Annotated in this window: 21 protein-coding genes, 3 tRNA genes and 1 pseudogene; 8 read left to right on the forward strand and 17 right to left on the reverse strand. The window is 74.5% G+C overall.

The features are described 5' to 3' along the window. Window positions 1–1,443, reverse strand: coding sequence for a 3-isopropylmalate dehydratase large subunit (gene leuC / locus ACIA6B_RS20150; RefSeq protein ID WP_396775283.1), 1,443 nt, complete (start codon window positions 1,441–1,443; stop codon window positions 1–3). A 49-nt stretch (window positions 1,444–1,492) separates the two neighbouring features. Here leuC and ACIA6B_RS20155 point away from each other — a divergent pair, with 49 nt between their 5' ends. Further along, window positions 1,493–2,179 carry an IclR family transcriptional regulator gene (locus ACIA6B_RS20155; RefSeq protein WP_091084913.1) on the forward strand — a complete coding sequence of 229 codons (687 nt, stop codon included), beginning with the start codon at window positions 1,493–1,495 and terminating at the stop codon, window positions 2,177–2,179. An 81-nt stretch (window positions 2,180–2,260) separates the two neighbouring features. On the opposite strand, the gene ACIA6B_RS20160 is transcribed toward ACIA6B_RS20155, so the two are convergent. The 4 genes from ACIA6B_RS20160 to ACIA6B_RS20175 all read right to left on the reverse strand — a co-directional run bounded on the left by ACIA6B_RS20160 (window position 2,261) and on the right by ACIA6B_RS20175 (window position 3,646). After that, a tRNA-Glu gene (locus ACIA6B_RS20160) sits at window positions 2,261–2,333 on the reverse strand. Window positions 2,334–2,516: 183 nt separating this feature from the next. Beyond that, window positions 2,517–2,589, reverse strand: a tRNA-Glu gene (locus ACIA6B_RS20165). A gap of 74 nt (window positions 2,590–2,663) precedes the next feature. Then, window positions 2,664–2,735: transfer RNA gene (locus ACIA6B_RS20170), tRNA-Gln, on the reverse strand. Window positions 2,736–2,842: 107 nt separating this feature from the next. Further along, window positions 2,843–3,646, reverse strand: coding sequence for a fumarylacetoacetate hydrolase family protein (locus ACIA6B_RS20175; protein WP_396775286.1), 804 nt, complete (start codon window positions 3,644–3,646; stop codon window positions 2,843–2,845). Between the two features lie 171 nt (window positions 3,647–3,817). Here ACIA6B_RS20175 and ACIA6B_RS20180 point away from each other — a divergent pair, with 171 nt between their 5' ends. Both ACIA6B_RS20180 and ACIA6B_RS20185 read left to right on the forward strand, forming a co-directional pair. Next, entirely contained in the window at window positions 3,818–5,254 is a 1,437-nt protein-coding gene (locus tag ACIA6B_RS20180; protein ID WP_396775288.1) for a hypothetical protein, read from the forward strand. A gap of 33 nt (window positions 5,255–5,287) precedes the next feature. After that, on the forward strand, window positions 5,288–6,169 hold the full coding sequence (locus tag ACIA6B_RS20185) for a 3-methyladenine DNA glycosylase (RefSeq protein ID WP_396775290.1): 882 nt from the start codon (window positions 5,288–5,290) through the stop codon (window positions 6,167–6,169). A 203-nt stretch (window positions 6,170–6,372) separates the two neighbouring features. Here ACIA6B_RS20185 and ACIA6B_RS20190 read toward each other — a convergent pair whose 3' ends face one another. The 9 genes from ACIA6B_RS20190 to ACIA6B_RS20230 form a co-directional block, all read right to left on the reverse strand. Next, the gene (locus ACIA6B_RS20190; RefSeq protein ID WP_396775292.1) at window positions 6,373–7,557 is read right to left on the reverse strand and encodes a cellulose binding domain-containing protein; all 1,185 of its coding nucleotides are present in this window, start codon (window positions 7,555–7,557) and stop codon (window positions 6,373–6,375) included. 84 nt (window positions 7,558–7,641) lie between these two features. Further along, complete coding sequence (locus ACIA6B_RS20195) at window positions 7,642–8,217, reverse strand: GNAT family N-acetyltransferase (RefSeq protein ID WP_396775294.1); 576 nt, start codon at window positions 8,215–8,217, stop codon at window positions 7,642–7,644. An 85-nt stretch (window positions 8,218–8,302) separates the two neighbouring features. Then, window positions 8,303–8,728 (reverse strand): alternative ribosome rescue aminoacyl-tRNA hydrolase ArfB, encoded by a 426-nt coding sequence (gene arfB, locus ACIA6B_RS20200; RefSeq protein WP_396775296.1) that lies wholly within the window; start codon window positions 8,726–8,728, stop codon window positions 8,303–8,305. 10 nt (window positions 8,729–8,738) lie between these two features. Further along, complete coding sequence (locus tag ACIA6B_RS20205) at window positions 8,739–9,035, reverse strand: hypothetical protein (RefSeq protein ID WP_396775298.1); 297 nt, start codon at window positions 9,033–9,035, stop codon at window positions 8,739–8,741. An 88-nt stretch (window positions 9,036–9,123) separates the two neighbouring features. Next, window positions 9,124–9,984 carry a S1C family serine protease gene (locus tag ACIA6B_RS20210; RefSeq protein ID WP_396775300.1) on the reverse strand — a complete coding sequence of 287 codons (861 nt, stop codon included), beginning with the start codon at window positions 9,982–9,984 and terminating at the stop codon, window positions 9,124–9,126. A 46-nt stretch (window positions 9,985–10,030) separates the two neighbouring features. Then, window positions 10,031–10,990, reverse strand: coding sequence for a VWA domain-containing protein (locus tag ACIA6B_RS20215; protein WP_396775301.1), 960 nt, complete (start codon window positions 10,988–10,990; stop codon window positions 10,031–10,033). Continuing rightward, window positions 10,987–12,015, reverse strand: a complete 1,029-nt coding sequence (locus ACIA6B_RS20220) for a DUF58 domain-containing protein (RefSeq protein WP_396775303.1) — start codon at window positions 12,013–12,015, stop codon at window positions 10,987–10,989. The genes ACIA6B_RS20215 and ACIA6B_RS20220 overlap by 4 nt, the downstream gene beginning before the upstream one ends. Continuing rightward, window positions 12,012–13,058 carry an AAA family ATPase gene (locus ACIA6B_RS20225; RefSeq protein ID WP_396775305.1) on the reverse strand — a complete coding sequence of 349 codons (1,047 nt, stop codon included), beginning with the start codon at window positions 13,056–13,058 and terminating at the stop codon, window positions 12,012–12,014. Before ACIA6B_RS20225 ends, ACIA6B_RS20220 begins: the two co-directional genes overlap by 4 nt. 192 nt (window positions 13,059–13,250) lie before the next feature. Continuing rightward, complete coding sequence (locus ACIA6B_RS20230) at window positions 13,251–13,772, reverse strand: hypothetical protein (protein ID WP_396775307.1); 522 nt, start codon at window positions 13,770–13,772, stop codon at window positions 13,251–13,253. Between the two features lie 296 nt (window positions 13,773–14,068). Between ACIA6B_RS20230 and ACIA6B_RS20235 the strand changes: the two genes are divergently transcribed. Beyond that, window positions 14,069–15,052, forward strand: a complete 984-nt coding sequence (locus ACIA6B_RS20235; RefSeq protein WP_396775482.1) for an endonuclease/exonuclease/phosphatase family protein — start codon at window positions 14,069–14,071, stop codon at window positions 15,050–15,052. An 18-nt stretch (window positions 15,053–15,070) separates the two neighbouring features. On the opposite strand, the gene cimA is transcribed toward ACIA6B_RS20235, so the two are convergent. Beyond that, window positions 15,071–16,663, reverse strand: coding sequence for a citramalate synthase (gene cimA, locus ACIA6B_RS20240; protein WP_396775308.1), 1,593 nt, complete (start codon window positions 16,661–16,663; stop codon window positions 15,071–15,073). Between the two features lie 275 nt (window positions 16,664–16,938). Between cimA and ACIA6B_RS20245 the strand changes: the two genes are divergently transcribed. After that, window positions 16,939–17,403: a PRC-barrel domain containing protein gene (locus ACIA6B_RS20245; protein WP_396775310.1), complete on the forward strand. Its 465-nt coding sequence runs from the start codon at window positions 16,939–16,941 to the stop codon at window positions 17,401–17,403. A 64-nt stretch (window positions 17,404–17,467) separates the two neighbouring features. Continuing rightward, the gene (locus ACIA6B_RS20250; protein ID WP_281935824.1) at window positions 17,468–18,199 is read left to right on the forward strand and encodes a tyrosine-protein phosphatase; all 732 of its coding nucleotides are present in this window, start codon (window positions 17,468–17,470) and stop codon (window positions 18,197–18,199) included. A 75-nt stretch (window positions 18,200–18,274) separates the two neighbouring features. Here ACIA6B_RS20250 and ACIA6B_RS20255 read toward each other — a convergent pair whose 3' ends face one another. Both ACIA6B_RS20255 and ACIA6B_RS20260 read right to left on the reverse strand, forming a co-directional pair. Further along, entirely contained in the window at window positions 18,275–19,372 is a 1,098-nt protein-coding gene (locus ACIA6B_RS20255) for a branched-chain amino acid aminotransferase (protein WP_396775313.1), read from the reverse strand. A gap of 191 nt (window positions 19,373–19,563) precedes the next feature. Then, window positions 19,564–20,595 (reverse strand): 3-isopropylmalate dehydrogenase, encoded by a 1,032-nt coding sequence (locus ACIA6B_RS20260; protein ID WP_396775315.1) that lies wholly within the window; start codon window positions 20,593–20,595, stop codon window positions 19,564–19,566. 219 nt (window positions 20,596–20,814) lie between these two features. On the opposite strand from ACIA6B_RS20260, the pseudogene ACIA6B_RS20265 reads away from it, so the two are divergent. Both ACIA6B_RS20265 and ACIA6B_RS20270 read left to right on the forward strand, forming a co-directional pair. Beyond that, window positions 20,815–21,678, forward strand: a pseudogene (locus ACIA6B_RS20265) (FAD:protein FMN transferase); the annotation flags it as partial. Between the two features lie 341 nt (window positions 21,679–22,019). Next, window positions 22,020–22,376, forward strand: a complete 357-nt coding sequence (locus tag ACIA6B_RS20270; protein WP_199199609.1) for a hypothetical protein — start codon at window positions 22,020–22,022, stop codon at window positions 22,374–22,376. Window positions 22,377–22,431 lie beyond the last annotated feature (55 nt).

Raw genomic sequence — 22,431 nt, forward strand, 5'->3', positions numbered from 1 at the left:
CTACAGGTCGGCGGGGGCGGCCAGCCGGCCGACCACGGCGGTGGCGGCGGCGACCGGCGGGGACACCAGATGGGTACGTCCGCCCCGGCCCTGGCGGCCCTCGAAGTTCCGGTTGGAGGTCGACGCGGAGCGCTCCCCCGGCTTCAGCGTGTCGGGGTTCATGCCGAGACACATGGAGCAGCCGGCGAACCGCCACTCGGCGCCGGCGTCGGTGAAGACCTGGTGCAGCCCTTCGATCTCGGCCGCCTCCCGGACCGCGGCGGAGCCGGGGACCACGAGCATGCGTACGCCGTCGGCGACCCGGCGTCCGCGCAGCACCTCGGCGGCGGCCCGCAGATCCTCCAGCCGGCCGTTGGTGCAGGAGCCGACGAAGACCACGTCCACCGCGAGGTCGCGCAGCGGCGTGCCGGGAGTGAGGTCCATGTACTCCAACGCCCGGCGGGCGGCCACCCGCTCCGGCTCGGTGACGAACTCCTCCGGGTCCGGCACGGCCGCGCCCAGCGGCACGCCCTGACCCGGGTTGGTGCCCCAGGTGACGAACGGGGTGATCCGGCCGGCGTCCAGCGTCACCTCGGTGTCGAACGTCGCGCCGTCGTCGGTGGGCAACGTCCGCCAGAACTCCAGCGCCGCGTCCCAGTCGGCCCCCTGGGGCGCGTGGGGCCGCCCCTTCAGGTACGCGAACGTGGTCTCGTCCGGCGCGATCATGCCCGCCTTGGCGCCCCACTCGATGGACATGTTCGCGATCGTCATCCGTCCCTCCATGGAGAGGTCCCGGATCGCCTCGCCCCGGTACTCGACGATGTGGCCGCGCCCGCCGCCGGTGCCCACCTGCGCGATCAGCGCCAGCACCAGGTCCTTCGCGGTGACGCCGGGGGCCAGCTCGCCGACGACGTTCACGGCCATCGTCCTCGGCCGGGCCTGGGGCAGCGTCTGGGTGGCCAGCACGTGCTCCACCTCGCTGGTGCCGATGCCGAACGCGAGCGCGCCGAACGCGCCGTGGGTGGCGGTGTGCGAGTCGCCGCAGACGATCGTCATGCCCGGCTGGGTGAGGCCGAGCTGCGGGCCGATGACGTGCACGATGCCCTGGTTCTCGTCGCCGAGCGGGTGCAGCCGCACGCCGAACTCGGCGCAGTTGCGGCGCAGCGTCTCGATCTGGGTGCGGGAGGTGGGGTCCGCGATCGTGAGCAGGTCGCCGCGCCGGGAGCGGAACGCCGGGTCGTCGTACCCGGTGGGGGTGTTGTGGTCCTCGGTCGCGATGGTCAGATCGGTCCGGCGGACGCCGCGACCGGCCAGGCGCAGGCCGTCGAACGCCTGCGGGCTGGTCACCTCGTGCAGCAGGTGCAGGTCGATGAAGAGCAGGTCCGGCTCGCCGTCGGCGGAGCGGACCACGTGCGCGTCCCAGACCTTCTCGGCCAGGGTCCTCGGTTGAGTGACTCCCACCATCTGGACATCCTAAATTCTGGGAGGTAAATTTCGGCTTGTGGGACACAGTATGAGCGGTGTCGGCGTTCTCGACAAGGCGGTGGTCATCCTGGCCGCCTGTGTCGACGGCGCCAGCCTGGCCGAACTCGTTGAACGCACCAAGCTGCCCCGGGCCACCGCGCACCGGCTGGCGCAGGCGCTGGAGATCCACCGGATGCTGGTCCGGGACACCCAGGGCCGATGGCGCCCCGGGCCACGCCTGGGCGAGCTGGCGAACGCGGCGCCGGACGTGCTGCTCACCGCCGCCGAGCCGCTGCTCGCCGCGCTGCGCGACGCCACCGGTGAGAGCGCCCAGCTCTACCTGCGCCGCGCCGACGAGCGGATCTGCGTGGCCGCCGCCGAGCGCGCCAGCGGCCTGCGGGACACCGTGCCGGTCGGTTCGGTGCTGCCGATGGTCGCCGGCTCGGCGGCGCAGATCCTGCTCGCCTGGGAGCCACCGGAGGCGGTCATGCCGCTGCTGCCCCGCTCCAAGTTCACCGGCCGCACGCTGGCCGAGGTGCGCCGGCGAGGCTGGGCGCAGAGCGTCGCCGAGCGGGAGGCGGGCGTGGCGAGCGTCTCGGCCCCGATCCGCGACCGCACCGGCCGGGTGATCGCCGCGATCAGCATCTCCGGCCCGATCGAGCGCCTCGGCCGCCGCCCCGGCGAACGCCACGCCATGGCCGTCGTCCGGGCCGGCCAACGTCTCTCCGGCCTCTGACCCCCGCCGGGCGCGCAAGGATCCCGGCGAAACGGCGAACGGCCCGCCTCGCGAGAGCGAGACGGGCCGTTCGGTGAGCTGTAGCCCCGACCGGATTCGAACCGGCGCTACCGCCTTGAGAGGGCGGCGTCCTGGGCCACTAGACGACGGGGCCAGGCACTTTTCCTGCTTCACCACCCTCGCGGGCGGTGCGGGAGTAGTCTAGCGGCACCGCTTCCGGCACCGCCGCGGGGGGTCGCCCCCGCGAGGCGGCCGAGCCCACCGGGCCGAGCAGCAGCGAACCGGGGCCGGACAGCAGAACAGCCCGCCCCGAGAACGGGACGGGCTGACGGTGCTGTAGCCCCGACCGGATTCGAACCGGCGCTACCGCCTTGAGAGGGCGGCGTCCTGGGCCACTAGACGACGGGGCCAGAACTTTCGTGCACTCCAGCAGTGGCAACTGCCGGAATCCAGCGACCGGGATTCTCACGAACCCGCGGTTGCGCTGGGGTACCAGGACTCGAACCTAGACTAACTGAACCAGAATCAGTCGGGCTGCCAATTACCCCATACCCCATTGGCCCCTTGCGGCGCCGGGAATGAACTTTACCCTCCCGCCGCCAGCAGGCCAAATCCAACCCCCCGAAACCGCATCTGAGCTGCGGAAACAAGGCATCGGACGGATCAGGCGACCGGAACGACCGGGTTGCTGAGTTCCCCGATCCCCTCGATCCGCACGGTGACCGTATCCCCCTCGGTGAGCGGGCTAACCCCGGCCGGAGTGCCGGTGAGCACCACGTCGCCGGGCAGCAGCGTCATCACGTGCGAGATGTACGACACCAGACCCGGCACGTCGAACACCATGTCCTTGGTCCGGCCGAGCTGGCGCACCTCCATCTCCTCCGGATCGCGTCCCACCTCGCAGCGCACCTCCAGGTCGCGGACGTCCAGCCCGGTGGTGATCCACGGCCCGATCGGGCAGAACGAGTCGAAGCCCTTGGCCCGGGTCCACTGCCCGTCGGACCGCTGGAGGTCCCGAGCGGTGACGTCGTTGGCGCAGGTGTAGCCGAAGATGGCCCGTTCGGCGGCGGCCCGGTCGGCCCGCCGCGCGCCGGGGGCGCCGATCACCACGGCGAGTTCCGCCTCGTGCTCCACCTGCTTGGCGAAGATCGGCAACCGGATGGCGTCCCGGGGGCCGATCACCGAGGTGGACGGCTTGAGGAAGAGCAGCGGCTCCTTCGGCACCTCGCTGCCGTGCTCGGCGGCGTGCTCGGCGTAGTTGCGACCGACGCAGACCACCTTGCTCGGCAGGATCGGCGACAGCAGCCGGACGTCGGAGAGCGCCCAGCGGGCGCCGGAGAACTGGATCTGCCCGAACGGGTGGCCCTCGATCTCGGCGATGGTCAGGCTCTGCGGCCCGGCCTCCGGCTCGCCCTCGACGACCCCGAACGACATTCCCTTGGCATGAGCGAAACGAGCGATACGCACCGGGCCAATCTATCCCGCGCCGGCCGGCCAGCCGCCGGACACCGCCAGGTGATCCCGGCCTCGGCCGGCGCGCCAGGATACGCCGGGGGCCGCCGATCGGGAGGAAAATGCCGGCTTCGTACCCGCCCGGCGGGCCCCGGCCCATAGCTTCGGGTCCGGAGGTTCGTTGGTATGCCTGCATCGAGACGACACCACAGGACCCTGGCCGTGCTGGTGAACTGCCTCGGCGTGCTCGCCGCGGTGCCGGCGCTGCCCCCGGCGGCGCCCCGGGCGGTCGCCGCGCCCGCCCGGTCGGCCCCGCCACCGGCCCTGGCCGCCGCGCCGGTCCGCCCGGTGGCGGCGGCCACCCCGATCCCGACCGGCGTGCCGGCGGCGCCCCCCGCGGTGCCGACCACCGGCCCGGCGCCGGTGCAGCCGTCGATGCCACCGGTGAGCGTGGCCGTCGGCGCCGCCGGTACCCCGGCGCCGGGGTACCGGATCGAGGTCCGCAACGCCGGCCCGGCGCCGGTCGAGACGATGGTCCGGCAGGAGCTGCCGACCGGGTCCCGGGCCACCACGGTCACCGGCGGCGGGCAACGCACCGGCCCGGTCGGGGCGACCACCGGCGAGGTGACCTGGCGGCTGCGCCTGCCGGCGCGGAGCACCACCACGCTGCACACCGCGCTCGCGGTCACCGGCCAGGATCGTTCGGTGACGGCTCCCGCCTGCGTCTACGGCACCGACGGCACCCGCCCGTACGACTGCGCCACCGCGACCTGGGTGGGCGCGGCCACGGCCCCGACGGCGCCGGCGACGGCCGCCCCGACCTGGCGCCGCCCGCCGGTGCTGCTGGCCGCGCTCGCCGCGCTGCTGGTGGTCGTCGGCGGGGCGCTGTGGTGGACGTGGCGCCGGCGGCGGGCCGCCCCGGCGGCGGGCGTTCCCAGGTCCGCCACGGGCCCGACCGGCCCGGTGGGCGCCGCCGGAGCCGGTGCCGTCCCGCCCGGCCCGCCGGTCGGCCCCGCGACGGGCGGGCCGACGGACCGGGGCACGGTCTACCCGCGCCCGGCGCTGCCGACGCCCACCGTCCGGCGTCGCCGGCCGCCGGTCTGGTTGACGGTCGGCGTGGCGGCGGCGGTGCTGGCCGGCGTGGTCGGCGCGGCGGCCTGGACCGCCACCCAGCGGGTCGCCGCGATGGACACCACCAAGCAACCGACCAGCGGCGCCTGGGTGGGCAGCAGCGTGACCGGAGCGCTCGGCGTGCCGCTGCGCGAGACCGCGTTCGAGTTCACCGTCTACCGGATGAACTGCGGCGCGGGCGTGGTGCCGGCGGCGCCGGCCGGCGGGCGGCCCTGCCTGGCCACGGTCGGCGTGCGCAACCTCACGTCGGAGCAGCAGACCTGGCACGGGCAGTTGCAGCGCGCGTACCTGCCGAGCGGCAACTGGGTGGCCGCGGACGAGGACGCCACCCGGGTGGCGAACCTGGGCCGGGACGTGTTCGCCCAACCGGTGGCCGCCGGCCGGCGGGTGCTGCTGCCGCTGGTGTTCACCGTGCGCGGGGCCGAGCCGCCGAAGCAGTTGGAACTGCGCAGCGGCGTGTTCTCCGCCGGCGTGCGGGTGGACGTGGACTGACCGGGGGCCGGGCGGCGGTCGTACGCTGGGGGCGTGACCGCCGCCCTCGCCCCCGCCGCCGTGCTCGACGCGGCCGACTGGCGGGCCCGCCGGCGCGACCACGAGGAACGGGTCGACGCCTGGCTGACGGCGCACCTGGCCCGTCGCCGCACCGGCGTGCGGCACCCGGTGGAGGACTTCCTCTTCACCTACTACTCGCACCGGCCGGCCCAGCTACGCCGCTGGCACCCGGGGGCGGGCGTGGTGCTGCGCGACGCCGACCCGGCCGGGTTCGGCCCGGACTACGCCGCCGGCCCCGCCGGGCTCGCGCTCGACACCGACCGGGTACGCGCCCGTCGCGCCGAGTCCATCGCCTGGATCCGGACGCTGCTGGCGGCGACCGCCTCCCGTCCGGCGCACCTCGGCTGCTTCGGCATGCACGAGTGGGCGATGGTCTACCGGCAGACCCAGGAGCAGGTGCGGCACAACGCCTGGCCGCTGCGGCTGAGCCCGGCGGCGACCGCGGCGGTGGTCGAGGAGCGCGGCGTGCGGTGCAGCCACTTCGACGCGTTCCGCTTCTTCACCGCGCCGGCCCGGCCGCTGAACGTGCTCCAGCCGACCCGGGAACGCCAGCACGCGCTGGAGCAGCCGGGTTGTCTGCACGCCAACATGGATCTCTACAAGTGGGCGTACAAACTCTCCCCGCTGGTGGCCTCGGAACTCGTGGCCGACTGCTTCGCGCTGGCGCGGGAGATCCGGACGCTGGACATGCGGGCCAGCCCGTACGACCTGGCCGACCTGGGGCACCCGCCGGTGCGGGTGGAGACGCCGGAGGGCCGGGCCGAGTACGCCGCCGCCCAGCGCGGTTTCGCCGAGCGGGCCGCCGGCCTGCGGGCCCGGCTGCTGGCCGCGCTGGACCACGTCGTCCCGGCCTGAGAGCCGCTCGTTCCACGGCCGCGGCGGCGCGCTCCCGCGCCGGACCGACGCCGGTGCGCGCCGGGCGTGTCGCGCGCCGGGGACAGGTCCGCCGCGCACCGTATACCTCCTGGTCATAAATATGCCCAGGAGGTATACGGACGCCACGCAGAGTGCTTCTCCGCCCCGTCACGCCGGGTGACCAGCGAGGCGGACCACGAGCGTCAGCCCAGCGTGCAGGCCGGCTGCGGCGGCGGGTTCGGAACGGCGCCGTTGGCCAGCAGGCCGAACGTGGCATCGGCGCCCGGGGCGAGCGCGCCGTTCCAGGTGGCGCTCCGGGCGACCACCGCGGTCCCGCCCTGCGCCACCTGGGCACTCCACGCCTGGGTGATCTGCTGGCCGCCGGTGAGCGCGAAGCGGACCACCCAGAAGGGGATCGACACGGCGCCGGTGTTGCGGACCGTCACCTCGGCCTGGAACCCGCCCGGCCACTGACCGGCGATGCGCCAGGTGGCCGTGCAGCCCCCGACGGTGGGCGTCGGCGACGGGCTGTCGGTCGGGTGCGTCGGACCGGTCGGCGTCTGGCTCGGCGTCGGCGTCGGCGACGTCGGGGTCGGGGTCGGGGTCGGCGAGGTGGTCGGGGTCGGCGAGGTGGTCGGGCTCGGCGGGATGGTCGGGGTGGTCCCGCGCAACGCGGCGGTCAGCGCCGGGTACCACCGGTCGGACATCTTCTGGTCACCGGCGGCGTTGGGGTGCACCCCGTCGTACGTGTCGGTGGCGGTGTTGAAGCCGGTCCACTGGTCGACCACCACGATCGGCGAGGCGGCGGTGGTCTTCCCCGCCGCCCAGCCGTCGATGGCGGCGTTGAGCGCCACGGTCCGCTGCCCGCACTCCGGGCAGCTCGCCGGGTTCATCGGGATGATCTTCGCGACCAGCACCGCGGTGGCCGGGTTGGCGGCCCGCATCTGGTCCACCAGCTTCGAGTACGCGGCCAGGATGGTGCTCGGCGCGATGTTGCTCCACACGTCGTTGGTGCCGAGGTGCATGAGCACCACGTCGGGGTGGGTGGCGGCGAGCCAGCCCGGCAGCAGGTTCTGGTTGGCGATGTTGGTCGCCAGGTAGCCGCCGTGCCCCTCGTTGTCGCCGTCGTAGGACACGCCGCAGCCCTGGGGGCCGAGCGTGCCGACGAAGTCGACGTCGGGGTAGCCGGTGGACTGGAGGCGGTTCCAGAGCACGGCCCGCCAGCAGCCGGGCGACCCGGTGATGGAGTCACCGAGCGGCATGACCCGGATCGGGGCGGCGGCTGCGGCGGCCGGTGGGGTGACGGAGACGAGGGTGAGACCGAGGGCGAGGGCGGGCAGCAGCGCGGTGACCGCGGTCAACGCGGCGCGCAGGCGGATTCGGGGCATGCGTACGGGACTCCTGTCACGTGACGATGGTCGGTGACGGCCCTGACGCTCCCGTACGCATTGAAGCGCTTCGACGCCTGCGATTCAACCCCCGGGGTGGCCCCGGTGGCGGGCCCACTCGGGCGCGAGGATCGACATCACGGTGGCGTCCACCCAGTCGTCGCCGTCGCGCAGCACCTGCCGCAGCGTGCCCTCGGGCACGAAGCCCACCTTCTCGTAGGCGCGACGGGCCCGCGGGTTGAACGCGAACACCTCCAGCCCGACGCGGTGCAGGCCGAGCTGCTCGAAGCCGTACCCGACGACGAGCCGGACCGCCTCGGTGCCGAGGCCGCGGTCCCGGCCGGCCGGGCCGATGAGCGTGCGGAAGTTGCAGCCCGCGTTGGCCCGGTCCCACTCGTTGAGGACCACCTCGCCGACGCAGACGTCGGTGGCGCGGTCCACCACGGCCAGGTCGAGCCGGTCGGTCTGGCTGTTGCGGGTGCCGTACCAGGCCCGCAGCCGGGCCGGTTCGACGCCTTCGCCGGGCGGGCTGCCGGTCAGGCGCGCAACCTCGGGGTCGGCCAGCACCGTCGCGAGCGCCGCCAGGTCGTCGTCGTGGAACGGGCGCAGCACCACCCGTTCCCCGGTGAGCGTCGGCTTGACGGCGAAGTCGGTCGGCATGGAGCGGATTCTGCGGGCCACCCGGCCGGTGGCTCAACCGGATTACTCCCGCCGTGGCCGGACCGGGCGGCTCCGGGCAGGCCGATCAGTCGCCGTCCACCCGGCGGTCGCGCTTGCGCTGGGACTGCCGCTTCTTCTCGGCCAGCCGGCGTTCCTTCGCGCCCCGGGACGGGCGGGTCGGCCGGCGCGGCTTGGGCGGCGGGGCGACCGCCTCGCGCAGCAGCGCGGTCATCCGCTCCCGGGCCGCCTCCCGGTTGGCCAACTGGGCGCGGTGCTCGCTGGCGGTGACCGTCAGCACGCCGTCGACCAGCCGGCCGGCGAGCCGGCCCAGGGCCCGGTCCCGCAGCGCGGGCGGCACGCTGGGCGAGCCGGCCAGGTCGAAGCTCAGCTCCACCCGGGAGTCGGTGGTGTTGACGCCCTGCCCGCCCGGCCCGGACGACCGGGAGAACCGCTCCCGCAGCTCGGCGGCGGGCACCACGAGCCGGTCGGTCACCCGGAGTCCGTCGTCCACGCCCCCGAGGCTAGCGCCCCGGACGGTGGCTCGGGGTCGGGGTGCCGGTCGGGGCCGGGCCGGCCCGCTCCTGACCGCCGCCGGACGCCGCGTACGCGGCGGCGCCGACCAGCAGCAGGGCGATCACGGCCAGCTTGACGGCCACGCCGCGGATCGCGCCCCAGGCGTTGCGGCGCGCGCCCGGCACGCTGGTGCGGACCGTCTGGTAGTCCTTCCAGCCGCGCTTGGCGCGGGCGTACGACGCGCCGACTCCGGCACCGATGACCAGGCCCACCAGGAGGAGGGCCGCGATGACAGCTTGCTCCACCTCCGCCAGTATCCATACTCAGCGTAATATTTCCATGGTCCGATGGTCCCAGGCCGGATATCCGACAGTTCCGGCTTGTCCGCGCAGCTCAGCCGCCCCGGCCGATGATCGTGTCGGCGGTCTGCTGCACCTGGTCGATCGGGATGGCGAAGCCGATGCCGATCGAGCCGTTCCCGTCGATGGTGGCGATGGCGGTGTTCACGCCGACCACCTCCCCGCGCGCGTTCACCAGTGGCCCGCCGGAGTTGCCCGGGTTGATGGAGGCATCCGTCTGCACCGCGGTGTGCCGGCCGTTGCCGATCCGGACCTGCCGGTTGAGCGCGCTGACGATACCGGCGGTGACCGTGCCGGCGAGCCCGAGCGGCGAACCGACCGCGAGCACCGGCTCGCCCACCCGGGTTCCGTTCGGCTTCGCCAGCGGCAGCGGCGGCAACCCGGCCGACGCGGGCACCTTGAGCACGGCCAGGTCGCTGTCCGGCGCCCGGCCCACCACCTCGGCGGCGATCCGGCGCCCGTCCGAGGTCTCCACCGTCACCGGGCCGGCGCCGCCCCGGGCCAGGATGTGGTCGTTGGTGACGATGTGCTGCTCGTTGTCGATGGCGAAGCCGGAGCCGGACGCGCCCGCGCCGGACTTCCCGCCGACCATCACCGACACCACCCCGGGCACCGTCTTGCCGGCGGCGGTGACCAGCTCGGCCGGCACCGGCGCGGCGGAGGCCGCGGACGGGCCGGGTGCGTCCCGGTCGGCCGCCCAGGTGCCGGCCGCCGCGCCGGAGACGGTGGAGAGCGCCACCACCGCCGCCGCGCTCAGCAGCCGGCCCGACCAGCTCCGTCGCCCCGCCGGCCGGGCGGATCCGGGTACGCCGTCGGGACCGCGTCCGTCCGGATCCAGCTCCGGGGAGACGAACCACGGGCCGCGCGGCTCGCCGAGTCCGGTCTGCACTGCCATGCCTGGCTCCTCACGTGTCGTGCGTCGTCCGGTCCGGATGTGCGGGTCAGGGCAGCCGGGAGAACCAGCGCAGCGAGCCGGCGGCGGCGCCCATGGCCAGGACCAGCCCGAACCCGATGAAGCGGGCCGAGATGTCCTGCCGTTGGGTGCGGTAGCCGACCGAGGTGCCGATGTCCTCGTAGACGTCCTTCAGCTCGCGGCTGGTCGACGCCTCGTGGAAGCCGCCGCCGGTCGCCTCGGCGACCGCCTTGAGCGTCTGCCCGTCCACCGGCACCTGGATCGCCCGGCCGCCCCGGTCCACCGACCCGCCGGGCGTGCCGAACGAGATGGTGTGCACCGGCACCTTGGCGGCCACCGCCTGGTCCGCGGCCTCCATCGGGTCCATTCCGGAGGTGTTCGCGCCGTCGGAGAGGATGATGATCCGGGCCGGCGGCGGGTTCTTGGCGGCGCTGGCGTCCAGGCTCTTCACCGCCCCGAGCGAGGTGCTGATCGCCTCGCCGATGGCGGTGCCCTGCACGCCGGTGATCCCTTCGGCGAGCCGCTGGATCCCCTCGTGCAGCGCCTCCCGGTCGGTGCTCGGCGGCACCAGCACGGCCGCGCTGCCGGCGAACGCGACCAGGCCGACGTTGAACTCGTCCGGCAGCCCGTCGACGAACTTCCGGCCGGCCTCCTTGGCCGCGGTGAGCCGGTCCGGGTCCACGTCACCGGCGAGCATCGAGGTGGAGACGTCGACCGCGACCATCACGGTGGCCCGTTCCCGGGGCACCCGCACCTCCGCCTCGGGCCGGGCGAACCCGACCACCAGCAACGCCAGCATGGCGAGGAAGAGTCCCGCCGGCACGTGCCGGCGCCAGGCCGGCCGGCGCGGCGCGACCCGGTCCAGCAGGCGCAGGTTGGTGAAGCGGACCGCGTACCGGCTCTGCCGGCGCTGGCGTACCAGGTAACCGGCGACCAGCGCGACGACCACGAGCAGCAGCCAGAGTCGCGCGGGTGACTGCCAGCTCATGCCGCACCGCCCCGGGCGGCGGCCGGCGCGGTGGCCAGCCGACGCTGCTCGTGCACGTGCCGGACCACGTCCGCACACCAGTCCCGGTCGGTGCGCAGCGTCAGGTGGGTGGCGCCGGCCCGGCGCAGTGCCCGGCGCACCTGGTCGCGCTGCCCGGCGGCGGCGTGCGCGTACCGCTCGCGCAGCGCCGGGTCGCCGGTCCACACCTCGCGGTGCCGCCCGCTCTCCGGGTCGATCAGGGTGATCAGCCCGACGTCGGGCAGCTCCAGCTCGCGCGGGTCGGTCACCTCCACGGCGAGCACCTGGTGCCGGACCGCCAGCCGGCGCAGCGCGGTCGCCCACGGCGGGGGCGCGTCCGGGTCGTCCGGCAGGTCGTCGAGGAAGTCGGAGACCACCACCACCAACCCGCGCGAGGTGGCGACGCGCTGCACCCCGGCCAGGCCGTCGGCCAGGCCCGGCGTCGGGTCGTCGGGGCCGCCGTCGGCCCGTCCGGCCGCGGGCGGGTCCGGCGGCTCACCGGTACGCGGGGCGCCGAGCAACGCGCGGAGCAGCCCGAGCAGATGGGTCCGACCGCTGCGGGCCGGGAACCGGCGCAGCCCGTCCCGGCCGAGCACCTGGGCGCCGAGCCGGTTGCCCACGCCGGCGGTGAGGAAGCCGACGCAGGCCACCGCCGCCACCGCCAGTTCGCGTTTGTCCAGTGTGGCGGTGCCGTACTCCATGCTGGGGCTGGCGTCGACGAGCAGCCAGGTGGTCAGCTCCCGGTCCGCGTCGACCTCCCGCACGTGCGGAACGGTGGTGCGGGCGGTGACCGCCCAGTCCATCCGGCGCACCTCGTCCTCGCCGGGGCGGTACTCGCGACTGCCGGCCGCCTCGCTGCCGGGGCCGGGCAGCAGCCCCCGGTACCGGCCGTGCAGCAGGCCGTCGAGCCGCCGGGTCACGGTCAGCTCCAACCGGCGCAGCCGCTGGTCGGGGGCGAGGTCGGCGAGGCCGGGACCGGCCGGCGCGGGAGCGGTGCGGCGGGTCACGCCGCCGCCAGGTCCGCCGCCGGCGCGGGACCGGTCACCAGCCGGGGCGGGGGCACCGCCTCGACCAGCCGGCGCACCACCTCCTCGCCGGTGACGCCGTCGGCCACCGCGTCGAAGGAGAGCACCAGCCGGTGCGCCAGCACGTCCACCGCCAGGTCCCGGATGTCCTCGGGGAGCACGTAGTCCCGGCCGTGGATCAGCGCGTGCGCGCGGGCGGCGGCGACCAGGCCGAGCGTGGCCCGGGGGCTGGCCCCGTACGCCAGCAGTGGCGCGACCTCGGGCAGGCCGAAGCGGCCCGGGTCCCGGGTGGCGAGGATGAGCCGGACCACGTACTCGGCGAGCGCGTGGTGGACGAAGACGTCGGCGGCGCGGCGTTGCAGCTCGCGCAGCCGGACCGGGTCCAGCACCCGGCGCGCGGTGGGTCGCTCGGTGCTCATCCGGTAGAGGATGGCCAGCTCGTCGGCGTCGCTCGGGTAGTCGACCACGACCTTCATGAGGAACCGGTCGCGTTGCGCCTCGGGCAGTTGGTAGACGCCCTCCGACTCGATCGGGTTCTGGGTGGCCAGCACCAGGAACGGGTCGGGCACCGGCCAGCTCCGCCCGGCGATGGAGACCTGCCGCTCGGCCATCGCCTCCAGCAACGCGGACTGCACCTTGGCCGGGGCGCGGTTGATCTCGTCGGCGAGCACCAGGTTCGCCATGATCGGTCCCAGCTCCACGTCGAACGCCTCGGTGGAGGCCCGGTAGATCCGGGTGCCGACGATGTCCGACGGGACCAGGTCGGGCGTGAACTGGATCCGGGAGAACGTGCCGCCGACCACTGTGGCGAGTGTCTGCGCGGCCAGCGTCTTGGCCACTCCCGGCACGCCCTCCAGCAGGCAGTGACCGTCGGCGACGAGCGCGGTGAGCAGGCGGTCGACGAGCCGATCCTGCCCGACGATCACGCGTTTGACCTCGAAGAGGGTCTGGTCCAGCTCGACGCCGCTCGCGTCCGCATCGACCGGGCTGGGCACGCTGGCCAGGGTGTCCGAGATGTCCGTCACGGTGCTTGCTTCCCGGGCCGGACGGCCGACAAACGTCGGATTATCCGGCCCAGGCCGTCCCGGTCCGGGGCGGACCGGGAGGACCTCCCCGACCGGGCGGGAACGGCGCGAACCGCCGTCCGGAGCCCCGGACCGGGACGGAACACGACACCGGCCCCCGCCGTGGCGGGGGCCGGTGTCCGGCGGGGCGGGTCAGTTGGTGACCACGAGGTGGAACGGGCGCGGCGAGACGATGCCGGCGGAGTTGCGGGTCTGCACGAAGACCCCGTTCGGCGTCAGCAGCCGCGGCGCGACGGACACCTCGCCGGCCGGCGGGACGGTCGTCGAGTCGTTGGTGCCGACGGTCGCCACGTACGCCTTCTGGCTCACGTCGTAGTCGAGCAGCACCTGGAACTGCCCCGGCGTCACGCCCGGCCCGGGCGGGAACCGGAACGCGGAGACCACGTTGCCGGAGTGCTGGAGCAGCACGCCGGTGGACGACACCACCGCCCAGGCGACCTGCCCGGGAGCCGGCGGGGCCAGCGTGGCCCGCATGGCGGCCCGGGCGGCCTGCCGCTCGGCGGGGCTGACCTCCGGCTGCTGCCCGACGGCCCGGGTGGGCTGGCCGGCCCTCGACTCCGGCTGGGCGGCGACCGCGATCCCGCCACCGGCCACGGTGAGGGCGAGCGCGGCGAGCGCCACCACCGTCGCCTTCCGCTTGAAGAATGTAGCCATGACTGATCTCCCTCTTTTGACCGTGGTGATGAAACGGCGCGAGCAATTGCGGGACATCGGGTTCCCGCAGTGGAGAGCACGGCCGCTGAGCTGGCCTTACTACGGAGCATTGGGATGTCTCAACCAGGTGGAACCTAACACCGGAAAATGGGGCGGTCAATAGTGTTAATCGCGTGTCCGACGCGCCTCGAAAGCCGTCCCGGAATTGTGAGAAGCCAACGCTCGACCATTCACGAAATTGCTTCGCGGGACACCGGACCGACCCGTCCCCCGGTACGCTCACCGCCGTGATCATCATGGACGCTCCCCCGCGCGGCGGCGCCCGACGCAGCCGGTGGGGGACGGTGGCGTGCTGGCTGGCGGTCGCGCCGGTGGCCGCCTGGGCGGTGCTGCGGCTGGCCAGGCTGGAACGGGGCCCGCTGGTGCTGACGACCGCCTTCACGCCGTACGTCGCCGCGGTGGCGCCGGTGGTCGCGGTGCTGGCGCTCGCGCTGCGGCGCCGCGCGCCCGCGGTGGTCGCGGCGCTCGCCACGCTGGCGCTGGTCGGCGCCGTCGCGCCGCGTGCGGTCGCCGACGACCAGCCGCCCGCCGACGGACCGACGCTTCGGCTGCTCACCGCCAACCTGCGCCTGGGCTCGGCCGACCCGGCCCGGCTGGTGGCCCTGGTCCGCGCGCACCGGGTGGACGTGCTCACCGTGCAGGAGCTCAGCCCGCAGCTCGCCGCCGACCTGGACCGGCTCGGCCTGGCCGCGCTGCTGCCGTACCGGTCGCTGAGCCCGGAGGTCGGCTCCACCGGCTCCGGCCTGTACGCCCGCCATCCGCTGCACGACCCCGGCTACCGGCGTCATCGGCGATACTTCCTCACCCAGGCGTACGCCACGCTGACGGTGCCCGGCGCGCCGCCGCTGCGGGTGGAGTCGGCGCACCCGGGCGCGCCGTACATCCTCGACGCGGTGCCGCAGTGGTGGACCGACCAGCGCGCCCAGCCGCCGGCCACCCCGAACGCCGGGCTCAGTGTGCTGGCCGGCGACTTCAACGCCACGCTGGACCACGCCACCGTGCGCCGCCTGATCGCGACCGGCTACACCGACGCCGCCGACGCGGTCGGGGCCGGGCTCGCCGGCACCTGGGGCCCGTACGACGGCGACCCGATCCCGCCGGTCACCATCGACCACGTGCTCGTCGACCGGCGCATCGCGGTCCGCGCCGTCGACGTCTGGCCGGTGCCGGGCAGCGACCACCGGGCGGTGCTGGCCGAGCTGCGCCTGCCGGCGGCGTGAGCGGGCGGGCCCTCCGCCTCAGGCGTTCAGCCGGGCCCCCGCCTTGTCCAGCCCGTAGGTGAGGGCGTCGACGAGCGCGTGCCAGCTCGCCTCCACCACGTTGGGGTGCACGCCGACGGTGGTCCAGTCCCGGCCCGCGCCGGCGGTCTCCACCAGCACCCGGGTCACCGCGCCAGTGCCGTGGCTGCCCTCCAGGATGCGCACCTTGTAGTCGGCCAGCTCGAACTCCCGCAGCTCCGGGTAGTGCCGGGCCAGCCCGGACCGCAGCGCCTCGTCGAGCGCGTTGACCGGGCCGTTGCCCTCGGCGGTGGCGATCACCCGCTCGCCGCGTACCCGGATCTTGACGGTCGCCTCGGAGACCACCGCGCCGTCCTCGCGGTGCTCGACGAGCACCCGGTACGACTCCAGCGCGAACGGCCGGGCCGGCGCGGCGTCCGGCAGCTCGGAGCGGACCAGCAGCTCGAACGAGGCGTCGGCGGCCTCGAACGACCAGCCACCGGCCTCCAGCTCCTTGACCCGGCCGGTGACCCGGGAGAGCGCCTCCGGATGGCCGGCCAGGTCCAGACCCAGCTCGCGGCTCTTGAGCTCGATGCTGGCCCGGCCGGCCATCTCGGTCACCAGGATCCGCATGTCGTTGCCCACCACGGCGGGGTCCACGTGGTTGTAGAGCAACGGGTCGACCTTGATCGCGCTCGCGTGCAGCCCCGCCTTGTGGGCGAAGGCGGCGGCCCCGACGTAGGCCTGGTGGGTGTCGGGGGCGATGTTGGCGATCTCGGCGATGGCGTGCGAGACCCGCACCATCTGTTCCAGGCAGCCCTCCGGTAGGACGGGCATGCCGAGCTTGAGCTGGAGGTTGGCGACGATCGCGAACAGGTCCGCGTTGCCGGGGCGCTCGCCGTACCCGTTGGCGGTGCCCTGCACGTGCCGGACGCCGGCCTCGACCGCGGCGATCGTGTTCGCCACCGCGCAGGCGGTGTCGTTCTGGGCGTGCATGCCCAGCCGCTCCGGCGCCACGCCGGTCCGCGCCACCAGGTCCTCGATCGCGGCCGTGACCTGGGAGGGCAGCATGCCGCCGTTGGTGTCGCAGAGCACGAACCGCTCGGCGCCGGCGGCCATCGCGGTCGCCACCACGGCGGCGGTATAGCCGGGGTCGTGGCGGAAGCCGTCGAACGTGTGCTCCCCGTCGACGAACACCCGCCGCCCCTGCGCCACCAGGTACTCGACGGTGTCCCGGACCATCGCCAGGTTCTCCTCGGCGGTGGTGCGCAGCGCCCGCTCGACGTGCCGCAGGTCCGCCTTGGCGACCAGCGCCACGGCCGGGGTCCCCGCGTCGAGCAGCCCGCGCACCTGCGGGTCGTCGGAGACCGCCAGGCCCGCCTTGCGGGTGGCGCCGAACGCGACGAGGACGGCGTGCCGCAGGTCCAGCTCCGTGCGGGCCCGGCGGAAGAACTCGGTGTCCTTGGGCACCGCGCCCGGCCAGCCGCCCTCGATGAAGCCGACCCCGAGGTCGTCGAGCAGGCGGGCCACCGCCAGCTTGTCGACCACCGAGTAGCTGAGCCCTTCACGCTGGGCGCCGTCGCGCAGCGTCGTGTCGTACACCTGGAAGGTCATCGGAGTCCTCTTCTCGTGCCTGGGAGAGCAACAAAAAGACCCCCCGCGAAATGCGGGAGGTCGGCGCGCTCGGCGAGGGAAGCCGGCGCGCTAGCTGCTAATGATCAGGACGGAGCTGGTCACGACCGGTACTCTGCCACCTCCGCCGCGTGCTGGGAGGAGTAATCCACATTCCGGGACACCGCGTCGCCGGGTTGGTGCCCGGGCCGGGTGGGTAACTCCGGCGGGGACAGCGTCGCTGCGACGGCCACCGCCGTCGGGACGGGAGTGGGCAGATGGAGAGACTCGACCCGCACGCCACGCACGGCGGCACCGAGCCGGTCGTCGACGACGGCGCCGGCACGGTGGCCGGCGGCGCCCCGGCCGGCGCGTTCGACCCGTGGCGGTACCGCGACGAGGCCGGGGTGGCCAGCGCCGACCTGACCGGTTACCACGTCGAGGCCACCGACGGCGGCATCGGGAAGATCGACCGCGCGAGCCACACGGTCGACGACAGCTACCTGGTCGTCGACACCGGTCCGTGGATCTTCGGCAAGAAGGTGATGCTCCCGGCCGGGACCGTCAACCACGTCGACCACGACGCGCGCACGGTCCACGTCGACCGGGAGAAGGACCAGATCAAGGCCGCCCCCGAGTACGACGAGGCGAGTCACGCCGAGCCGGCGTACCGGGACCGGCTCGGCGGCTACTACGGCGAGAACTACTCCGCGCTGCCGCCGGACGGCCCGGCCCGGAGCTGAGACAGCACCGGCCACGGCCGGCGGGGGCACACCGATGCCGCCGCCGGCCGTTACCGTGTCAGGGGTGGATGCCCCGGAGACTCCCTTCCCCGCCCTGTTCAACTTCCGTGACGTCGGCGGCTACCCCGCCCGCGACGGCCGCGCCGTCCGACGCGGTCGGCTCTACCGCTCCGACTCGCTACACCGCATCGACGAGACCGACCGGGCCGCGTTCACCGCGCTCGGCATCCGCACGGTGATCGACCTGCGCCGGCCGACCGAGGTGGCGCGCGACGGCCGGGTGCCCGACTACGACGGGCTCGTCTACCGGCACATCCATCCCGAGCACGCGGACTGGGCCGCCCAGCAGTTCGAGTCCTCCGGCGTCGACCTGGCCCGCTACCTGGCCGACCGGTACGCGGACCTGGCCCGCACCGGCACGGCGGGGCTGGCCGAGGCGGTCGGCCTGATCGCCGACAGTGCCAACGCCCCGGTGGTGGTGCACTGCGTCGCCGGCAAGGACCGCACCGGCATCGTCTGCGCGCTCACGCTGGCCGTGCTCGGCGTGGCCGACGACGACATCGTCGCGGACTACGCGCTCAGCACCGCCGCGTCCGAACGGTTCAGCGCCTGGGTGCGGGCCACCCTGCCGGACGCGGAGGAGCTGCCGCCGCCGTTCCTGGGCTCCCCCGCCGAGGCGATGGAGCTGTTCCTCGCCGAGCTGCGCGCCGGGCACGGCTCGGTCGAGGGCTACCTGACGCACGCCGGTGTCACGGAGGCCCAGCTCGACGCGCTCCGCACCCACCTTCTGGAATAACACGTCGACCAAAGGAGTCGGCGTCCGGCCCGGACCCGGGCGGACGCCAACTCCCTGAGCACGCCTCCCGGGGCGTCAGAGCACCCGGGTGACCCAGTTGTGGGGGTCGGCGGCCCGGCCGCGCTGGATGTCGACCAGCTTCTGCCGCAACGCCATGGTGGTGCGGCCCGGCTCGCCGCCGCCGATGAGGAACTCGCCGTCCGGGAAACGCACGCCGCCGATCGGGGTGATCACGGCGGCGGTGCCGCAGGCGAAGACCTCGCGCAGCCGGCCGCTGGCCGCGTCCGCCTGCCAGTCGGCGAAGCTGACCGGGCTCTCCCGGACCGCGTGCCCGGCCTCGGCGGCCAGCGACAGGATCGCGTCGCGGGTGATGCCCGGCAGGATCGTGCCGCCCAGCGGCGGCGTGACCACCGTGCCGTCGTCGTAGACGAAGAAGACGTTCATGCCGCCCAGCTCGTCGACGAACCGCCGCTCCACCGCGTCCAGGAAGACCACCTGGTCGCAGCCGGCCTCGATCGCCTCGGCCTGGGCCGCCAGCGACGCGGCGTAGTTGCCGCCGCACTTGGCCGCGCCGGTGCCGCCGGGCGCGGCCCGGGTGTAGTCCGGCGAGACCCAGACCGTCACCGGCTTCACCCCGCCGGCGAAGTAGGCGCCGGCCGGCGACGCGATGACGCAGTAGAGGTATTCGTTGGCCGGGCGCACGCCGAGGAAGACCTCGCTGGCGAACATGAACGGCCGCAGGTAGAGGCTGCCGTCCTCCTGCTCCGGGATCCACTCCCGGTCGATCTCGACCAGCCGGCGCAGCGACTCCACGAACATCTCCGGCGGCAGCTCCGGCATGGCCAGCCGGCGGGCGGACGCCACGAAGCGGGCCGCGTTGGCCTCCGGGCGGAACATGGTCACCGCCCCGTCACCGGTGCGGTACGCCTTCAGGCCCTCGAAGATCTCCTGCGCGTAGTGCAGCACCGCGGCGGCCGGGTCCATCGGGATCGGGGCGCGCGCCTCGATGCGGGCGTCGTACCAGCCCTTGCCGTCGGCGTAGCGGATGGTGACCATGTGGTCGGTGAACACCCGGCCGAACCCCGGGTTCGCCAGCAGGGCGGCCCGGTCGGCGGCGGATACCGGCGCGGCATTCGGACGGATCTCGAAATCGAGCTTGTCACCACCGCTCATCGCGCTGACCTCCCTGCGGGTCCACGGCATGCGGGGGTCGCACACCGACGTCACTGGTGCCAGAAACTTACCCCGAACGGTCGTTCAGCGGATAGCTCCGGCCCCGCACATCGACGATGCCAATCGGGGGGAGCTGGCCCGGAAGCGGGTCTGGCGGCCCGGAACCGGGCCGCCAGGAGGGATCGGCCCGGTCAGGCTACCGCGTGGGCGGCGAGCCGGTCGCCGACCTCGTCGGTGCGCAGCGGCGTGCCGGGGGTACGCCCGGACAGCTCGGCGGCGACCGCGGCGGTGACCCGCGCGGCGGCGTCGGCGTGGCCGAGCTGGTCGAGCAGCAGCGCGGCGGAGAGCACGGCGGCCACCGGGTCGGCGACGCCCTTGCCGGCGATGTCCGGCGCGGAGCCGTGCACCGGCTCGAACATCGACGGGTACCGCCCCTCCGGGTTGATGCAGCCGCTGGCGGCCAACCCGATGCCGCCGGTCACCGCGGCGGCGATGTCGGTGAGGATGTCACCGAAGAGGTTGTCGGTCACCACCACGTCGTACCGGGACGGGTTCGTCACCAGGAACATCGCGGCGGCGTCGACGTGCTGGTACTCCGTGGTCACGTCGGGGTGCTCGGCGGCCACCTCGGCGAAGGCGCGGGACCACAGCGAGCCGGCGTGGGTGAGCACGTTGGTCTTGTGCACCAGCGTGACCTTGCGCCGCTCCCGGCGACCGGCCCGGGCGAACGCGTCCCGGATCACCCGCTCGACGCCGTGCCGGGTGTTCAGGCTCTCCTCGGTGGCCACCTCGGCCGCGGTGCCCCGGTGCAGACTTCCGCCGGCGCCCGCGTAGAGCCCCTCGGTGCCCTCGCGGACCACCACGAGGTCCACCTCGCCGGGCTTGACGGCCGCCAGCGGGCCGGACACGCCGGGCCAGAGCCGGGACGGCCGGAGGTTGACGTACTGGTCGAAGGCGAAGCGGAGCTTGAGCAGCAGGCCGCGCTCCAGCACACCGGGCGGCACGGTCGGGTCGCCGACGGCGCCGAGCAGGATGGCGTCGTGACCGGCCAACTCGTCGAGGACGCTGTCCGGGAGCACCTCGCCGGTGCGGTGCCAGCGCGCGGCGCCGAGGTCGTACTCGGTGGCCTCGATGCCGGGCAGCACGGCGTCGAGGACCTTGCGGGCCTGCCCGACCACCTCGGGACCGATGCCGTCGCCGGCCACCACCGCGATGCGTGCCACCTGGCGCTCCTCACCTCGTCGTTCTGCGCAACGGTACGTCGCCGTCCCGCCTCCCGGTACGAGTCTTCCACGATCCGGGAAGCGCGATGCACAGGAGGCTCCCAGCCGGCATTCATGGTGCCGTCATCTCCACTGCTTAGGGTCGAGTCGACCGGGTCGACGGGCGCCCGGCACCGGCATCGCCGCGACGGGGCGGCGGCCAGCGAGGGGGCGGGTGTCATGCGGATCGACCAGCGGCGGGCACACTGGGCGGACGAACAACCCCGGACCCGCTGGGTCGACCAGACCGGTTTCCGCCAGCCCCGCCCCGACCTGCGCCTCGGCGCCCGCAGCCACCGGGTGGAGCGCGACGGCACCGCCCCCTACGACCGGATCAGCGTCCGGCACACCGTCAGCACCTCCACGGCGGAGTACACGCTGCTGCTCAACGCGCCGGACTGGTTCGGTCACCGGGGCGTCGGCGAGGCGCTCCGCGACGCCGTCGCCGAACTGCGCGCCGTCGACCTCACCTTCGGTCCGAACCAGCCGGGCAGCCTGGTGTCGCGGCTGCGGCGCGACGAGATCAGCCCCGACTCGTACCCGCCGCTGGCCGACCTGGTGGACCGCTGCGCCGCCATGCGGGCGGCGACCGACGGGTGGTTCGACGCCTGGGCGGTGCCGGGCGGCTTCGACCCGGGCGGCCTGCTCGGCGGCTGGGCGGTGGAGCGGGCCGCGGCGCGGTTGCGCGCCGCCGGCATCCACGACTACGCCGTGCTCAGCGGCGCCGACCTGACGGTACGCGGCCACGCCGCGCACGGCGGCCCGTGGCGGGTCGCGGTGCACCACCCGACCGAGGCGCGCCGGTCGCCGCTGGTGCTGGAGATGACCGCCGGCGCGGTCGGCACCTCCGGGGTCACCGGGCGGCGGGGGCACGTCGTCGACCCGCACACCGGGGAGCCGACCGAACGACTGGTCGCCGCCACCGTGGTCGGCCCGGACCTGGCGATCGCCGACGCCTACGCCACCGCCCTGTACGCCGCCGGCCCGGCCGGCCTGGCCTGGTTCCGCGACGGCTCGGACTACCGCGCGCTCTTCGCGCACCAGCCCTCGACGCGCGGTCGCGCCCCGCTCGCATCCGGGGCGTGGGACCGCGATCGGCCCCCGCGGTCTCGGCAATGACCGTGGGGGCCGGTCAGCGACGAATGCGCGTGGCTCGCGCAATCGAGGGGTGCGGGCCGACAGGCCGGACGCCCGACCGCGTCACCCGAAGACGGGCCGGGACATCGACTCAGCCGGAAACCGCACCGGTACGCTAGCGAATCGACGCAACTCGACGCAAGAGTCTCCACAGCGGACGCCCTCGCGCCGGTGTCGACAATCAGCAGGTGAACCCTCGGGGCGGGGCGGAAGTGACGCGAGCCGCCCGGGATGGCACGCTGTCCGCCGTGAGTTTCGATCTGAGCGTGTGGGCCCTGCCGAACGGGGCCACCCCGGAGCAGGTGCGAGCGGCCGTGCGGCAGTGCCGCGAGGGATGGCACGGCGAGCAGCACCCCGACCCGCGCGTGGTCGGCTTCTACCGGGCGATCACGGCGAGCTACCCCGACCGGCCGGCCCGACCGGGCACGCCGTGGGAGGTCGCACCGCTGCACGCCGCCGCCGACCACGTCGAGATGAACCTGCACCCCGCCTGCCCGGACCAGGTCCTGCTGGACATCGAGCGGCTGGCCGGCGAACACGACCTGATGCTCTTCGACGCGCAGGACGGCTCGGTCTACCCGCCGCCCGCCCGCGTCCGGTCCTGACCGATGCGACCGGCGTCACCGCACGGCGAAGGGCCCGGCCGAAGCGGCCGGGCCC

The sequence above is a fragment of the Micromonospora sp. NPDC051141 genome, assembly GCF_044455765.1.
In the GTDB taxonomy this organism is placed as follows: domain Bacteria; phylum Actinomycetota; class Actinomycetes; order Mycobacteriales; family Micromonosporaceae; genus Micromonospora.

Excerpts from the sequence above, each read along its gene's own strand:
- ACIA6B_RS20195 (WP_396775294.1), bottom strand. The coding sequence starts at position 8,217 with ATGCCGACCGACTTCGCCGTCAAGCCGACGCTCACCGGGGAACGGGTG.
- ACIA6B_RS20180 (WP_396775288.1), top strand. The coding sequence starts at position 3,818 with ATGCCTGCATCGAGACGACACCACAGGACCCTGGCCGTGCTGGTGAAC.
- ACIA6B_RS20210 (WP_396775300.1), bottom strand. The coding sequence starts at position 9,984 with ATGGCAGTGCAGACCGGACTCGGCGAGCCGCGCGGCCCGTGGTTCGTC.
- ACIA6B_RS20155 (WP_091084913.1), top strand. The coding sequence starts at position 1,493 with ATGAGCGGTGTCGGCGTTCTCGACAAGGCGGTGGTCATCCTGGCCGCC.
- ACIA6B_RS20245 (WP_396775310.1), top strand. The coding sequence starts at position 16,939 with ATGGAGAGACTCGACCCGCACGCCACGCACGGCGGCACCGAGCCGGTC.
- ACIA6B_RS20190 (WP_396775292.1), bottom strand. The coding sequence starts at position 7,557 with ATGCCCCGAATCCGCCTGCGCGCCGCGTTGACCGCGGTCACCGCGCTG.
- leuC (WP_396775283.1), bottom strand. The coding sequence starts at position 1,443 with ATGGTGGGAGTCACTCAACCGAGGACCCTGGCCGAGAAGGTCTGGGAC.
- ACIA6B_RS20235 (WP_396775482.1), top strand. The coding sequence starts at position 14,069 with ATGGACGCTCCCCCGCGCGGCGGCGCCCGACGCAGCCGGTGGGGGACG.
- ACIA6B_RS20215 (WP_396775301.1), bottom strand. The coding sequence starts at position 10,990 with ATGAGCTGGCAGTCACCCGCGCGACTCTGGCTGCTGCTCGTGGTCGTC.
- ACIA6B_RS20255 (WP_396775313.1), bottom strand. The coding sequence starts at position 19,372 with ATGAGCGGTGGTGACAAGCTCGATTTCGAGATCCGTCCGAATGCCGCG.
- cimA (WP_396775308.1), bottom strand. The coding sequence starts at position 16,663 with ATGACCTTCCAGGTGTACGACACGACGCTGCGCGACGGCGCCCAGCGT.
- ACIA6B_RS20230 (WP_396775307.1), bottom strand. The coding sequence starts at position 13,772 with ATGGCTACATTCTTCAAGCGGAAGGCGACGGTGGTGGCGCTCGCCGCG.